Source organism: Pseudomonas sp., assembly GCF_051660785.1.
GTDB lineage: Bacteria > Pseudomonadota > Gammaproteobacteria > Pseudomonadales > Pseudomonadaceae > Aquipseudomonas.
Genome location: NZ_JBOFQE010000053.1, coordinates 17,711 through 31,864, shown reverse-complemented (window position 1 = coordinate 31,864; position 14,154 = coordinate 17,711). Strand labels below are relative to the sequence as shown.

General features: G+C 58.7%; 11 protein-coding genes and 4 tRNA genes. 6 read left to right on the top strand and 9 right to left on the bottom strand.

Features of this window, described 5'->3' with window-relative positions; genetic code table 11:
- Window positions 1-36: 36 nt before the first annotated feature.
- From clpB to ACRC4F_RS12545, 6 genes are all read left to right on the top strand, one after another.
- Window positions 37-2,601, top strand: coding sequence for an ATP-dependent chaperone ClpB (gene clpB / locus ACRC4F_RS12570; protein WP_438659588.1), 2,565 nt, complete (start codon window positions 37-39; stop codon window positions 2,599-2,601).
- Window positions 2,602-2,901: 300 nt separating this feature from the next.
- Window positions 2,902-2,977, top strand: a tRNA-Asn gene (locus ACRC4F_RS12565).
- 9 nt (window positions 2,978-2,986) lie between these two features.
- A tRNA-Pro gene (locus ACRC4F_RS12560) sits at window positions 2,987-3,063 on the top strand.
- A gap of 5 nt (window positions 3,064-3,068) precedes the next feature.
- A tRNA-Lys gene (locus ACRC4F_RS12555) sits at window positions 3,069-3,144 on the top strand.
- Between the two features lie 95 nt (window positions 3,145-3,239).
- Window positions 3,240-3,316 (top strand) — tRNA-Pro (locus ACRC4F_RS12550).
- A gap of 166 nt (window positions 3,317-3,482) precedes the next feature.
- Complete coding sequence (locus ACRC4F_RS12545; RefSeq protein ID WP_438659587.1) at window positions 3,483-5,108, top strand: methyl-accepting chemotaxis protein; 1,626 nt, start codon at window positions 3,483-3,485, stop codon at window positions 5,106-5,108.
- Between the two features lie 62 nt (window positions 5,109-5,170).
- Here the strand turns inward: ACRC4F_RS12545 and ACRC4F_RS12540 are convergent, their stop codons facing one another.
- The 9 genes from ACRC4F_RS12540 to ACRC4F_RS12500 form a co-directional block, all read right to left on the bottom strand.
- Complete coding sequence (locus ACRC4F_RS12540) at window positions 5,171-5,569, bottom strand: HvfA family oxazolone/thioamide-modified RiPP metallophore (protein ID WP_438659586.1); 399 nt, start codon at window positions 5,567-5,569, stop codon at window positions 5,171-5,173.
- Window positions 5,570-5,887: 318 nt separating this feature from the next.
- Window positions 5,888-7,186: an NAD(P)/FAD-dependent oxidoreductase gene (locus ACRC4F_RS12535; protein ID WP_438659585.1), complete on the bottom strand. Its 1,299-nt coding sequence runs from the start codon at window positions 7,184-7,186 to the stop codon at window positions 5,888-5,890.
- Between the two features lie 60 nt (window positions 7,187-7,246).
- Window positions 7,247-7,420: a DUF3094 domain-containing protein gene (locus ACRC4F_RS12530; RefSeq protein WP_008028730.1), complete on the bottom strand. Its 174-nt coding sequence runs from the start codon at window positions 7,418-7,420 to the stop codon at window positions 7,247-7,249.
- A gap of 52 nt (window positions 7,421-7,472) precedes the next feature.
- Window positions 7,473-8,000: an MOSC domain-containing protein gene (locus tag ACRC4F_RS12525; RefSeq protein ID WP_438659584.1), complete on the bottom strand. Its 528-nt coding sequence runs from the start codon at window positions 7,998-8,000 to the stop codon at window positions 7,473-7,475.
- Window positions 7,997-8,623, bottom strand: a complete 627-nt coding sequence (locus ACRC4F_RS12520; RefSeq protein WP_109634930.1) for a DUF1780 domain-containing protein — start codon at window positions 8,621-8,623, stop codon at window positions 7,997-7,999. Before ACRC4F_RS12520 ends, ACRC4F_RS12525 begins: the two co-directional genes overlap by 4 nt.
- Window positions 8,624-8,694: 71 nt before the next feature.
- Complete coding sequence (locus ACRC4F_RS12515) at window positions 8,695-9,975, bottom strand: MFS transporter (RefSeq protein WP_438659583.1); 1,281 nt, start codon at window positions 9,973-9,975, stop codon at window positions 8,695-8,697.
- Window positions 9,972-12,413 (bottom strand): lantibiotic dehydratase, encoded by a 2,442-nt coding sequence (locus tag ACRC4F_RS12510; RefSeq protein WP_438659582.1) that lies wholly within the window; start codon window positions 12,411-12,413, stop codon window positions 9,972-9,974. The genes ACRC4F_RS12515 and ACRC4F_RS12510 overlap by 4 nt, the downstream gene beginning before the upstream one ends.
- 3 nt (window positions 12,414-12,416) lie before the next feature.
- A complete protein-coding gene (locus ACRC4F_RS12505) occupies window positions 12,417-13,223 on the bottom strand; it encodes a hypothetical protein (RefSeq protein WP_438659581.1) in 807 nt (268 codons plus the stop codon).
- Window positions 13,213-14,127 carry a DUF692 domain-containing protein gene (locus ACRC4F_RS12500; protein ID WP_438659580.1) on the bottom strand — a complete coding sequence of 305 codons (915 nt, stop codon included), beginning with the start codon at window positions 14,125-14,127 and terminating at the stop codon, window positions 13,213-13,215. Before ACRC4F_RS12500 ends, ACRC4F_RS12505 begins: the two co-directional genes overlap by 11 nt.
- Between the last annotated feature and the right edge of the window lie 27 nt (window positions 14,128-14,154).

Here is a 14,154-nt window from a genome sequence, read left to right as displayed (position 1 = left end):
TTTATAGGTCCGGCCTGCTCAAAAGGAAGGTGACCCATGCGTATAGATCGTTTAACCAGCAAATTGCAGTTAGCTCTATCCGACGCCCAATCGCTGGCCGTCGGCCTTGACCATCCCGGCATCGAGCCGGCGCACTTGATGCAGGCCATGCTCGAACAGCAGGGTGGTTCGATCAAACCCCTGCTGATGCAGGTCGGTTTCGACGTCAACAGCTTGCGTAAAGAGCTGACCAAAGAGCTCGACCAGCTACCGAAAATCCAGAACCCGACCGGCGACGTGAATATGTCGCAGGACTTGGCGCGTCTGCTCAACCAGGCTGATCGTCTGGCCCAGCAGAAGGGTGATCAGTTCATCTCCAGCGAATTGGTGCTGCTCGCCGCCATGGATGAGAACAGCAAGCTCGGCAAGTTACTGCTCGGCCAGGGAGTCAGCAAAAAAGCCCTGGAAAATGCCATCAACAACCTGCGCGGCGGTGAGGCTGTCAATGACGCCAACCACGAAGAATCGCGCCAGGCGCTGGACAAATACACCGTCGACCTGACCAAGCGCGCCGAAGAAGGCAAGCTCGATCCGGTGATCGGCCGTGACGACGAAATTCGCCGGACCATTCAGGTGCTGCAACGCCGCACCAAGAACAACCCGGTACTGATCGGCGAACCTGGCGTCGGTAAAACCGCCATCGCCGAAGGCCTGGCCCAGCGCATCATCAACGGTGAAGTGCCGGACGGTCTCAAGGGCAAGCGCTTGTTGTCCCTGGACATGGGGTCGCTGATTGCCGGTGCCAAGTACCGCGGCGAGTTCGAAGAACGCCTCAAATCCTTGCTCAATGAGCTGTCGAAGCAGGAAGGGCAGATCATTCTGTTCATCGACGAACTGCACACCATGGTCGGCGCCGGCAAAGGCGAAGGCTCGATGGATGCGGGCAATATGCTCAAGCCTGCGCTGGCACGCGGTGAGCTGCATTGCGTCGGCGCGACCACGCTCAATGAGTACCGCCAATATATAGAGAAGGATGCGGCCCTAGAACGGCGCTTCCAGAAAGTCCTGGTGGACGAGCCGAGCGAAGAAGACACCATCGCGATTCTGCGTGGCCTCAAAGAGCGTTACGAGGTTCACCACAAAGTGGCGATCACCGACGGCGCCATCATTGCCGCGGCCAAGCTCAGCCATCGCTACATTACGGATCGTCAGCTGCCGGACAAGGCCATCGACCTGATTGACGAAGCGGCCAGCCGTATCCGCATGGAGATCGACTCCAAGCCGGAAGTACTGGACCGTCTGGAGCGCCGACTGATTCAGCTGAAGGTGGAATCCCAGGCGCTGAAGAAAGAAAGCGACGACGCGGCGAAGAAACGCCTGGAGAAACTCCAGGAAGAAATCGTTCGTCTTGAGCGTGAGTATTCGGACCTCGAAGAAATCTGGAATTCGGAAAAAGCCGAAGTCCAGGGTTCTGCGCAGATCCAGCAGAAAATCGAACAGTCCCGTCAGGAACTGGAAGCCGCGCGCCGCAAAGGCGACCTGAACCGCATGGCCGAGCTGCAATACGGGGTCATCCCGGATCTGGAGCGCAGCCTGCAGATGGTCGATCAGCACGGCAAAAGCGAGAACCAGTTACTGCGCAGCAAGGTGACCGAGGAAGAGATCGCCGAAGTCGTCTCGAAGTGGACCGGCATTCCTGTGTCGAAAATGCTCGAAGGCGAGCGCGACAAGCTGATGAAGATGGAAAGCCTGCTGCACCAGCGCGTGATCGGTCAGGACGAAGCGGTGATCGCCGTGTCCAATGCGGTAAGGCGTTCGCGAGCCGGGTTGTCAGACCCCAATCGCCCGAGCGGCTCGTTCATGTTCCTCGGCCCGACCGGTGTCGGTAAAACCGAGCTGTGCAAGGCCCTGGCAGAATTCCTCTTTGATACCGAAGAGGCGATGGTGCGGATCGACATGTCAGAGTTCATGGAGAAACACTCCGTGGCCCGACTGATTGGTGCGCCACCAGGCTACGTGGGCTATGAAGAGGGCGGTTACCTGACCGAGGCGGTGCGTCGCAAGCCTTATTCGGTGATCCTGCTGGACGAGGTCGAGAAGGCCCACCCGGATGTCTTCAACGTCTTGCTGCAAGTGCTGGAAGATGGGCGCCTGACCGACAGCCATGGCCGCACGGTGGATTTCAAAAACACCGTGATCGTCATGACCTCCAACCTGGGCTCGGTGCAGATCCAGGAGCTGGTCGGTGATCGCGAGGCCCAGCGTGCGGCGGTGATGGATGCGATTTCCACGCACTTCCGGCCGGAGTTCATCAACCGTGTCGACGAAGTGGTGATCTTCGAGCCATTGGCGCGGGATCAGATCGCGGGCATTACCGAGATCCAGTTGGGTCGCCTGCGCAGTCGCTTGACGGAACGCGAGCTGAAACTGGAGCTCAGTCCAGAGGCCATGGACAAGCTGATCGCTGTCGGTTACGACCCGGTGTATGGCGCACGGCCGCTCAAACGAGCGATCCAGCGCTGGATCGAGAACCCGTTGGCGCAGCTGATTCTGTCGGGTCGTTTCATGCCTGGCGATACGGCTGTCGGCACGGTGGAGAACGACGAAATCGTATTTGCCTGACCCGCAACGGCAATGAAATAAACAAGGCCTCGCATCGCGAGGCCTTTTTTTCGTCAGGTTGTTGAACTGAAAGGAAAAGGCTTGTAAAGTGCGCCCCGCAGTAAGTCACCCGCAAGGGTTTCTGCTCCCCAAGCAGGAATCTGAAATAAGTTGCAAATCATTAACTTGAATGCGATTTAAGGGGTTGACAGAGGTGCTTAAGATTGTAGAATAGCGCGCCTCAGACACACGAACGCAGCGATGCGAACGGGTCGAAGAGAGTGCAACATAGCGTCAAACGTTGTAATTGAAATATGTAGTTCCGTGATAGCTCAGTCGGTAGAGCAAATGACTGTTAATCATTGGGTCCCAGGTTCGAGTCCTGGTCACGGAGCCAATTTCAAACCGGGGTATAGCGCAGTCCGGTAGCGCGCCTGCTTTGGGAGCAGGATGTCAGGAGTTCGAATCCCCTTACCCCGACCATTTTTGGGTCGTTAGCTCAGTTGGTAGAGCAGTTGGCTTTTAACCAATTGGTCGTAGGTTCGAATCCCACACGACCCACCATTTTTGAAACCAGTTAACGCTGGAATCAGATCTTAAGATCAGACGCCAAAAGCTCTGTTCGCAGAAGGCGCCTTTAAAAGGTGCCTTTTTTTTACCGGGGTATAGCGCAGTCCGGTAGCGCGCCTGCTTTGGGAGCAGGATGTCAGGAGTTCGAATCCCCTTACCCCGACCATATTAAAAATCCTCGTATCGAAAGATACGGGGATTTTTTTTGTCTTCGATTTTTGTCTTCGAGAAACAACACTTCAGTCATCGTACAACCTGCCGATAACGAGGCGACGGGGTACTGCCGAAACAACGCCCCTTATCCAAGCCATTACAACAATAGGGCGTTCGTTATGTTGCTTCGTCAGTTGAATATCGCACCTCGGGCCGCCTTGGGCTTCGCCCTGATTGCCGTGTTGGTCGCCTTGCTCGGGGTTTTCGCATTGGGGCAGATGTCGAGTATTCGCGACAGCGAGGTGGCCGTGGAGAAACAATGGCTACCGAGCATCCGCGGCGGTGACGAGATCCGCGAGATCATGCTGCGCATCCGCACCATTTCCCTGCGCATGGCCCTCGATCGGGACCCCAAGAATATTCCTGTGTATCGCGGCCAGATGGATACCCGCGACAAAGAGCTGAGCGAGAAGATTGCGGCCTACGACCAGTTGGTCACTACCGTCGAAGGCAAGGCGTTGTATGACCAGTTCAAAACCACCTTCGCGGCGTATCGTGCCGGCATTGCCCAATCGTTCTCACTGGCGGAGCAGGGACGTCGTGACGAACTGACCAAGCTGCTACTGATCGACATGAAAACTGTGGTCGATGGCTCCGGTAAGCAGCTCAATGACCTGGCCGATCTGTTCGCCAGACAGGTCGCCGCCGAAAGCCAGAAATCCGCAGCGCATTACGATACGTCCCGAATGATCGTCAGCCTGTTCATCGCCCTTGCAGCCTTGGCCACCGTTGGCCTGGCCATGCTGCTGACCCGCAGCATCGTCAAGCCGCTGGGCGAAGCACTGCACGCTGCAGAGAACGTTGCCCGAGGCGATCTGACTCGCCCTATCGAAAGCCAGGGCAACGACGAAGTCAGCCGTTTGCTCAAGGCCCTTGCGACCATGCAGCAGAACCTGCGGGAAACCCTGCAAGGCATCAGCGGCTCGGCGGCTCAATTGGCTACAGCGGCTGATGAGTTGAACGCGGTCACCCTCGACAGCACGCAGAACCTGCAACAACAGAACAACGAGATTGAACAAGCTGCCACCGCCGTCACTGAAATGACCACCGCAGTGGAAGAGGTTGCACGTAACGCGGTGTCCACCTCCGACGCCACGCGCCAATCCAGTGAGTCCGCCCACGTTGGCCAGGAGCGCGTCAGCGAAACGGTCACGGCCATCGGTGCCCTCGCCAGCGATGTGCAGATCACCGGCGGGTTGGTGCAATCCCTGGCCAACCAGTCGCAGGACATCGGCAAGGTGCTGGATGTGATCCGGGCGATTGCCGAGCAAACCAATCTGCTGGCGCTTAACGCGGCCATTGAAGCGGCGCGGGCCGGGGAAAGCGGTCGAGGTTTTGCGGTGGTGGCCGACGAAGTGCGTGCGCTTGCGTATCGCACGCAGCAGTCGACCCAGGAAATCGAGCAAATGGTCCAGGGCATGCGCAGCGGCTCAACCCAGGCGCTGGAGTCCATGCAGGCGAGCTCGACCCGTGCAGCCAGCACCTTGGCCCTGGCCGAGCGGGCAGGCGAGGCGTTGCAGACCATCACAGAGTCGGTTCACCAGATTCATGAACGCAACCTGGTAATCGCCAGCGCCGCTGAAGAACAGGCGCAAGTGGCGCGGGAAGTCGACCGCAACCTGGTGAACATTCGCGATTTGTCGGTGCGCTCCGCTGCCGGCGCGGATCAGACCAGCGCTTCGAGCCACGAGCTTTCACAGTTGGCCAATTCGTTGCAAACGATGGTGCAGCGCTTTCAGGTGTAAATCCGCCAGGCGAAAAAAAACCGCGCCTTCCAGAGGAAAAGCGCGGTTTGACGCTTGGAGACTCAGGCGCCGTCTTGGTCTTTCAGGTGTTCGAACAGACCCTTTGGCATTTTCTTGCCGTTGGCTTCGTAGTTGGCTTTCACGTTATCGAATGCTTCTTGCTCGTCGATGAAGCCGTCATGGTTGGTGTCGATCTTGTCGAAGTTGGACTTCGGCGCGACTTTCTGGAATTCGGCACGGGAGACCTTGCCGTCGCCATCCGTATCGGTCTTCGCCATCGAAGCATCGCCACACTTGCCTTCACCACATTTGCCTTCAGGGGTTTTCACCACTTGTTCCGCCGAGGCCAGCAGGTAGCCCTGGGTCAGCGGCTGCGCAGCGAATACGGAACCGGACAACATCATGCCACCGGCCAGAACAGCGCCGAGCAGACCAATTGTGTTTTTGGTAGTACGGGACATTTCAATACTCCTGGGTTGCACGACACAACCGTTCGATAAAGGACGCCACGTGAGTGCGGCGATAACCGTAGCGGGCGAGTTGCCTTGCTCGGATGTGGCCATTTAAAGGGCGGGGTGTATCGCTACTGTGTCGCGCAAGGGGGAGTTTGTAAGCGAAGGGGAGAATTCGTGACGGGAGATACAGTGAGACACAGATCTTCGATTCAATGGGGACCAAAAGTGGGAGCGAGCCTGCTCGCGATTGGCACTAACATTCAACAGATGCGCTGAATGTCACTCCGCTATCGCGAGCAGGCTCGCTCCCACAGGGGATTTGCGTTAATGCAGCTTGAGCCGCGGCTCAGTCCCGCGCCCGATCTTGCTGCCCAGCATCAACATCGCCGTGCGAAACGCGCCATACAGCGCCATCTGGTGCATGCGGTACAGCGACACGTAAAACATCCGCGCCAGCCAGCCCTCAAGCATCACGCTGCCGGTCAGGTTACCCATCAAGTTACCCACAGCTGAAAAACGCGACAGCGAGATCAGCGAGCCGTAGTCGGTGTACTTGTACTCCGGCAAGGTCTTGCCTTCGATCCGCAATTTCAGCGATTTGGCCAGCAACGAAGCCTGCTGATGCGCGGCCTGCGCGCGGGGCGGCACGTTGCGATCGGTGCCCGGTTGCGGGCAGGCCGCGCAGTCACCGAAGGCGAAGATGTTCTCGTCGCGGGTGGTTTGCAGGGTCGGCAGCACTTGCAGCTGGTTGATGCGGTTGGTTTCCAGGCCATCGATGTCCTTGAGGAAACCCGGTGCACGAATGCCGGCGGCCCAGACTTTCAGGCTGGCGTTGATCACTTTGCCGTCGGCGGTGATCAAGCTGTCGGCGGTCACTTCGCTGACCGCCGAGTTGGTCATGACGTTGACCCCGAGTTTCTCCAGGGTTTTATGCACAGGCCCGCCGATGCGTTCCGGAAGTGCTGGCAGTACCCGTGGTCCGGCCTCGATCAGGGTGATGTGCATGTTTTCCGGTTTGATCCGGTCCAGACCATAGGCCGCCAGCTCATGCGCAGCGTTGTGCAGCTCAGCGGCCAGTTCAACTCCAGTGGCACCCGCGCCGACGATGGCGACGCTGATCTGCTCGACCTTGTCGGTCTGTCCGGCATGGGCGCGCAGGTAGTGATTGAGCAGTTGCTGATGGAAACGCTCAGCCTGCTTGCGGGTGTCGAGGAACAGGCAATGCTGCGCCGCGCCCTGCGTGCCGAAATCGTTGGTGGTGCTGCCGACGGCAATCACCAGCGAGTCGTAAGCCACTTCACGCGCCGGCACCAGTTCCAGGCCGGCTTCGTCGTAGGTGGCGGCCAGCTGGATTTTCTTCTGCGCGCGATCGAGCCCGCTCATGCGCCCCAGCTGGAACTCGAAGTGGTTCCATTTCGCCTGGGCAACATAGTTGAGTTCGTCTTCGGAAGAGTTCAGCGACCCAGCCGCCACTTCGTGCAACAACGGCTTCCAGATGTGGGTCAGGTTCGCGTCGACCAGCATCACACTGGCCGTGCCACGTTTGCCCAAAGTCTTACCCAGACGGGTAGCCAACTCCAGACCGCCGGCGCCGCCGCCAACGATGACAATACGATGAGTCATAGGGATATCTCGCAAGGCTAAAAGAAATCGGTGCAGTCAACCGAGCGAGCGCGATGCAGCTCATAGCGTCAGGTAACTGATAAATCGGCTCAACAGGCCTAAACCAATGGTCACTGCCAACACCACCACCAGGAGCATCCACGGCCGGAAAGGCCGGCGCTCGACTCGGTGCTGGGACAGGTGCAGGTACTCTTCGACATGCTTCTGGTCGTCTGGGTTCAGGCGGCTGGTCATATTGGGCCTCGTCAGGTAGACGTTGCTGAATGTGTAGAAGCTACAGGCTGATTCAACGAACGTTGAACGGAGCATAGCCGCTGGCTGGAACAGGCTCGACGCTCACCGTATCGTCCAGGCGAATGATTCCACCTTGTAACACCCGGGCGGTGATTCCGCCATGTCCGCGAACGGCCTGAAACGTCCCGGGGCCGAGGTTGTTCTGCAGACGTGCACACGGCTGGCACCAGCCGGTGGTTTCGAATATGGCCTGGCCGATACGGAAGCGACGACCCTTGAGGCTGAACAGGTTGATACCGCTGATAACCAGGTTGCGCCGCAAATCATCAGGCAATACCGGTTTATCGTCCGCACGGCCCATCAGTGAACTGATCACCGCCAGATGCTCCCACTGAATCAACGTCACTTGGCGCGCGTTACGTATACCCGGGCGGGCTCGATCGCCAGTCAGGCCGGCTTCAAGGCGCGCCTCGACGGCGTCCAGTTCGATCATCGGCGCGTGAGGTTCCGGGCGCACGCCGATCCAGCGCACGCGGCCGATTTGTGGCACTTCGGCGATCAGTTCCTGCAATGGGCTCACAGGCTGATCCCGACGTCGAAGACGATGCTGCGACCCAGGTTATTGCGCAGGAAATCCGGGGCGTCCGGGTGGGCGAACAGCACGCGGGCGAAGGTCGGGCCAACCAGCGACAGCGAGCGCCAGCCCTGACGCAGGTATTCGGTGGGTGGCGGGAAATGGCTGTTGAGGTCGAGCACTTCACGCTTGAGGCTGGCAAAGGCAATGATGTCCAGTTCCCCCAGGTCCATGCCGCGTTCCTTGTAGTTATGCGCTTTTTTACGCAAGGTCGGCGCCAGTCTCAGCAGAAACTCATTGGCCGGGATGCGTCGGGGCTTGGCCTCGCGACGCACCAGCTGGCTCAGGGAAAACGCGCTGCGCCGGCGTTGCAGTTCATCGCGCCATTCGTCATTGAGGCGCCGGCCTTCGTCGAGGACGAAGAACACCTCAAAACTGGCGTCACGAAACAGCACGTCCGGCGGCTCTCCGGCGGGGGCGAACTCGTCGGCGCGATAGGGAATGTTCAGGCCTTGCAGCAGGCGCTGACAGACCCAACGCTCACGCTCCCATTTGCGGGCATTGGACAGGAACGCGTTGGCTTGCTCGGCCGCGATGGTCAGCAGGCGTAAATAATCTGAGTCATCCATACGCCCAAGCTTAGCGTTCAAATGTGATCTTAAGAAAGGCAGAGAGCGAAAACGACCTGACAGTCCTGGTTTTAACGCGCCCTCTCTGTTTTCAGTTCCCAGGGTTTAAAACTCAACCACAGCAAAACCCCCGGAACCTGCAATGCAATCATCACTCCCAGCGACCACTGATACGCCTCCACCGGGTGCCCTTGTCCGGTTGCCGGCCACAGATTCAGAATTTCGCCCATCAACCATTGCAGGACGAACGCCAGTACGAACACCACCAGATTGAACGATGAGCTGACCCGCCCGGCCAGTTCAGGCGATACCGACTGCGCCACGATCGCGTAGTTCATGGTCGTGGAGGTACCGAAGAAGCTGAAACCCATGGCAATCAGCAACGGCGATACGGGTAGCCCGCTGATCATCAGCGATTGAAATACGATGAAGATCGAAACCCCGGCACCGCACACCATGATCGGCTGCACGCCAAAGCGCCGCAGGTAGTCGGTGATCGAGCCGAAGGCCAGTGAGCCTGCAACCATCGCGACAGTGCCCCAGAGCAGGGTATTGGCCATGCTGGATTCGCTCAACTGTGCGACATCGCGTAGCCACGGTCCCATCCACAGCGACAGCACCGACATATAGATCGCATGGGCGAATACCGAGTACAACGCCAGTCGCCAGAATACCCACGAGGAGTAAAGCGTACCCACGGCCCTGGACATTTCGGCGAGAGTGGTCGGCTTGGGTTTGTAGGTGCGCGGCACACTGAGATGAATGACCACGCAGACGAACAGAGTCAGTAGCGCCAGGATCAGGAATGCTTCACGCCATGAGATCCACTTGAGCAGTTCATGCAACGGCGTGGTGGACGCCATGGCACCCAGGCCGCCTACCGATAACAGGCACGCGGTACTCAAGGGCAGGCGTTCGACCGGCAGCCAGATGGCGCAGGCCTTGATCGCACTCATCAGGGAGCCGGCAACACCCAGGCCGATCAGGCCGCGACCGATGATCAGACCCAGTTCGGTATGGGAGAAGCTGAAAATCAGCGAGCCCAATACAGCGAACAGCAGCATGGGTGCCTGCACGCTGCGCGGACCGTAGCGGTCGAGCATGACGCCGAGCGGAATCTGCGCCGCCGCAAAGGTCAGAAAGTACACGCCGGTCAGGAGGCCGAGGCTGCTGGCAGGCAGATTCAGGTCCCGTTCCAGGTCCACATAGATCAAGGCGTTGACCGTGCGAAACAGGTACGACACGAAATGGCCGAGGCCAAAGGGGATGAATATGGTCAGGAACAGGTACAGAAAAGTGTGCTTGATTTCCTGATCGGCCTTGGCGCACGAGCCTGCATTCTCATTGCTCATGTCGGAGCCTCGCCTGTGGAAAAGGTTGTGCGTATTTCACAGCAGAAACGCCCCCGTGCTTCTTCAAGCCAGAGTTCATCGGGACGCGGTCGCATTTCCGAGAACTTTACGTGGCCTGCGTTCTTCAGCGCATTGGTGATGCCGTCGAAGGACAACGGGTTATCGAAGTCGAGGAACAGCGGTTTGGGTTCGGTATCGATCTTGACGAAGGCATAACGCGGCAAACCGTGAGTGGTGGCCCAGGCACGCCATTGCAGGGTGTGCTCAAGCTCGTCGATTGATCCCTTCGGCTCTGGCAGGCGATCGCTGGAAAATTGCCAGGAAGCGCGCTTGTAGAGGGTGCGGCCCAACCAGATACGTCGGTGCTCGTGTTTGGCCACGGCGCTGCCGGCCAGCGCGAAGCCCAGCCGATGCATGGGCGTGGAATACACGCACAGCAAGTCTTCGCTGAACTGACCCAGGGCATCGACCACTTGCAGGCGACCGTTCACCCGCAGCACTTTCGCCCTGCCGGCGGCAAACTGCTGGTGCGTCGCGACACAGCCGCCGCCGGACGGCAGCACCAATTGCAAATAAGAGGGCTGCAATGGCCAGTCGATGTGGGAGCGTTGATAGCTGTCGGGCGAGTCAGCCAGAACCAGACGAGGGCGTTGGAATATCGCCTCTACCTGCTGGTTTATCTGAGCGTTGAACGGTCCGAATGGCGCGGCGACGGGTTGGCTCAGCGTATGGACTGCCGGATGCACTTCACCCACGATGATTTCGTAGTCGCCGCGATTGAAGGCTTCGACCGACGCGCTGGAGAGCAGGATATCCGGAGAGTGATAGTCGCTGCCGAACACCTCAAAGCCGGCGACGTCCAGACCGGTGTTCAGCAAGGAGATCAGGCGCTCGATGTCCGCTGCACAAAGTTGCACCTCGGGGTGGTCCGGGAAGTCCTGCAGCAATCGCGTCCAGGCTGTTTCCAGGCGCTGGTCGAGGTCGACGATGATGCGCGCTTCAAGTGTCGGCAACAGCGGCGCGAGGGTGTTGAGCAGGTCGAGAAAATCAACCGGCTGGTCGGGGCTGGCAGTCTGGCGCTGCTCCCAGACTTCGATGAGCGCCTCATTGAGTTGATGCGCGATGGCTTTGATCAGCCACTGATTGATGCGCATCAGCGGTGCCAGTTCTTCATTGACCTGACTGAGCATGGCCTGGCCCAGGCTGATTTCCATGTTTCTCGAACAATCCTCGTACACCGGGTAACGGCCGACATACATGGCGCCGGTTTCCCGGCTGAGGTCGACCCCAGCCTCATCAAGCAAGTGGTTCATGCCCTCCAGGCATTCGGTACGGCGCATCAGGTCGCCGTGGGCATAGTCACGGCGCAAGCCTTCCAATGCTTCAAGGCGCGATTGCCAGGCCAGGCCGAAATCAGTGCAGACTTCCGCGTTGGTCAGGCAGTGCTGCAGCCGCACGATCGGGTTGCGCTCGCGAGTTGATACTTGCCAGCCCCGGCGCACGATCCGTTTGCTCACCAAGTGTTCCAGCAGGTCGCGCAGAGTGCTGGTCGCGACGTCCGGATAGGCGCTCGATAATCCCGCAAAAGTGGGTTCTCGACCCTGTTGATCGTTGATGTAGTGCAGTACCTGGGCGGTTTGCGGGGTGAGGCGCTGGCTTTTACCAATCGGCATGAACAGGAGCTGTTCTTGCAGATAACAACCGGTATTAAGCTGCAACGGCATCCGGTCGGTGTCGGGGCATTGACGGTTGATCTGTTCGACCAGGCGCTGCACCACCCAATTCTCGAAGAAGGTGTGGCGCTCCTTGATCCACGCCGTGTCACCTTGGGTCAGACGCACATTGTCAGTCTGGCGGGCATCGAATCGGCCCCAGGCCAAAGGTCCGAAAAAACTTGAGGTATCGTTCTTGGCGCAAAAACGTTGCGCGTAACTCCAGCCCAGACGCAGCTTCTGTTTTTTGCGGGTATCGTTTCTGCCGTGCCGATCCCGGACCAGCTCACGGATGCGGGTCATCGCCGACGGGTTGGATATGAACAAGGCCTCGGCCACCGCGTCGTCGTCAAGGAAGTCGATCAGCCGTTGGCGGGCGCTTTCCAGATAGGCGTCATACTCCCGGGCTGCCTCTTCACGCGCCGCAGTCCGTTCCAATAGACCGTTCCAGTGCTGCAAAGGTTCGGCCAGTGGTTCGCGCAGTACTTGCGGCAGGTCAGACAGTTGCAGGGCTTGATGCTCGTTGAGTTTGCGGATGAGCTTGCGACAGGCCTGGGGCGAGTGCGAGTTGGCTTCTTCAAGCAGCGTGGCCTTCAACGCCTGCAATGCGCGGAAGTCTTGTTCAAAGACGCGGCACGATGGCAGGTCGGCGAAGCGGCCCAGATCCGTCAAGTGATGAATGGGGAATCCGGTCGAGCGCAGCCAGAAGTACTGTGAGCTTTCCATGTTCTAGGCCGGGATCCTGATTGCGTTGAGTTGCTGCAGTTTACCGAGCAATGCCAGGTCTTCACCGCTGGGTTGCGCGGGGACGGAGGAACTCAGGATCTGCATCAAGGTGCCGAGAGACTGCGGTTGCTCCAGGCATCGATAGAGGTGCGCGGCGCGCGGGCTTATGAGCGTGAATTTATGACGGGCCTCAGGGGTGGGTAAATACACCAGGATGTGTTGGCTGGCTTCCTCCGGGCGGCTACGCCCCAGCAGGCTTTTATCACGCAACCATTGCGACAGCGCATAGCGACTCTGGTAAATGCGTGCACCGTCGGTACGCTGATAATGTCCCGGCACCACAGCGCTGGTTTCCACCAGCCCGGTGTAGAGGCGCACGCATTCGCGTTCAAGGCCCATCAGGTCAAGGATCTGCGGGTAATCAGCGAGTTCCTCGCGCTCGAGCAGAAAACCCAGCGCCGCATCGCAGTAGCCATAAACCCTTGGCCCGTAATCCATCCAGTTTTGTTGCCGCAGAAATGCCTTGGACAGCGCTGGCAGATCCAGCCCGATATTGAGCAATGCGCGCAACGTCAACGGTGCACCGGTTTCCAGCGCATTGATAAACGAATTGACCAGGCGGAACTGATAGTTCTCGACGAACCATTTCACCCTCTCGAACTGACTGGCATAGACCTGCAAAATCGCCCGTTCGTCATCGGGAAAATGTTCCAGCCATTGAGTCGCGCCCTGAGCGTCGTACAACTGCTGCTGCAATGTTTCATCGCGTAGCAGGCGTCGCCACAGCTTCCAGACCTGCTCAGCATCCATGCGTCAGTTCCTTTACCGGTTGGGTGTAGTGATTCCAGATTTTCTGTGCGCGGCGCACATCGGTGACGATCATGTGTTCGTCGTTGGCGTCCATCACGCGGGTCAGCGCATGGTGGGCCTGCCCCTGGTATTCCAGGATGATCGCGCAAGGCCGGGTGCGAGACATCAGCTCCTCGTATAGATCCCAGACAGGTTCGGGCACACAGGAGTCATGCCAGTCGTGGTAAAGCCCTTCGTGCCAGCTGCCCCCCGCCAGATGCACCGAGATCACCTTGTCCAATGGCAAGGTGTCGAGGTAGTCGCGCAAGTCGAAATTTTTCAGGTTCAGGTGATTGGTGTAGATGTTGTGCAAATCCAGGTGCAAAAAGGTGCCGGACTGCTGCACGAGCCGGGCCAGAAACTCGGCTTCACGCATTTCCGCGCCCGGACATTGCAGGTAATAGGCGGCGTTTTCATGGGCCAGCGGCATCCCGTAACGGGCCTGCAACGTCTTCGCGCGTTCGGCGCAACGGAGTACCTCGGCATTGGAAAACTGCAGCGGGCTGCTCCAGATGTCCAGCCAGGAGTTGTCGCCATAAAAACAATGGTTGGCGACCCATGGGCTGTTCAGCATCTTGGCCAAGGGCACATGGCGTTGCACGGCGGCGGTGTCTTCAAGAGGACTGAAGCCAAAGTCGCAGCCGTAATTGGAATGCGCCAGCAAGGTGAACTTCTCAGCCAGCCGATTGATCATTTCCCGGGCGGCGGGCCGGATAATCTGCGGGCCGTCCATGGGCGCCATGATGTTGTCGAGAAGGATTTCCAGCACATCGACTTCGATGTCCTCAAATGGAAACCAGTCGAGAATTTCGGGGTTGTACTGGATACCCACACCAATCGGTTCGGGCTTGACGAAGTGAGCCATGTGGTTGCCCAGTCAGAGGAAGGTGAC

Bases quoted from the DNA above. Each gene is read 5' to 3' on its own strand.
- ACRC4F_RS12535 (WP_438659585.1), bottom strand. From the start codon at position 7,186: ATGACTCATCGTATTGTCATCGTTGGCGGCGGCGCCGGCGGTCTGGAG.
- ACRC4F_RS12530 (WP_008028730.1), bottom strand. From the start codon at position 7,420: ATGACCAGCCGCCTGAACCCAGACGACCAGAAGCATGTCGAAGAGTAC.
- ACRC4F_RS12500 (WP_438659580.1), bottom strand. From the start codon at position 14,127: ATGGCTCACTTCGTCAAGCCCGAACCGATTGGTGTGGGTATCCAGTAC.
- ACRC4F_RS12505 (WP_438659581.1), bottom strand. From the start codon at position 13,223: ATGGATGCTGAGCAGGTCTGGAAGCTGTGGCGACGCCTGCTACGCGAT.
- ACRC4F_RS12510 (WP_438659582.1), bottom strand. From the start codon at position 12,413: ATGGAAAGCTCACAGTACTTCTGGCTGCGCTCGACCGGATTCCCCATT.
- ACRC4F_RS12545 (WP_438659587.1), top strand. From the start codon at position 3,483: ATGTTGCTTCGTCAGTTGAATATCGCACCTCGGGCCGCCTTGGGCTTC.
- ACRC4F_RS12515 (WP_438659583.1), bottom strand. From the start codon at position 9,975: ATGAGCAATGAGAATGCAGGCTCGTGCGCCAAGGCCGATCAGGAAATC.
- ACRC4F_RS12540 (WP_438659586.1), bottom strand. From the start codon at position 5,569: ATGTCCCGTACTACCAAAAACACAATTGGTCTGCTCGGCGCTGTTCTG.
- ACRC4F_RS12520 (WP_109634930.1), bottom strand. From the start codon at position 8,623: ATGGATGACTCAGATTATTTACGCCTGCTGACCATCGCGGCCGAGCAA.
- clpB (WP_438659588.1), top strand. From the start codon at position 37: ATGCGTATAGATCGTTTAACCAGCAAATTGCAGTTAGCTCTATCCGAC.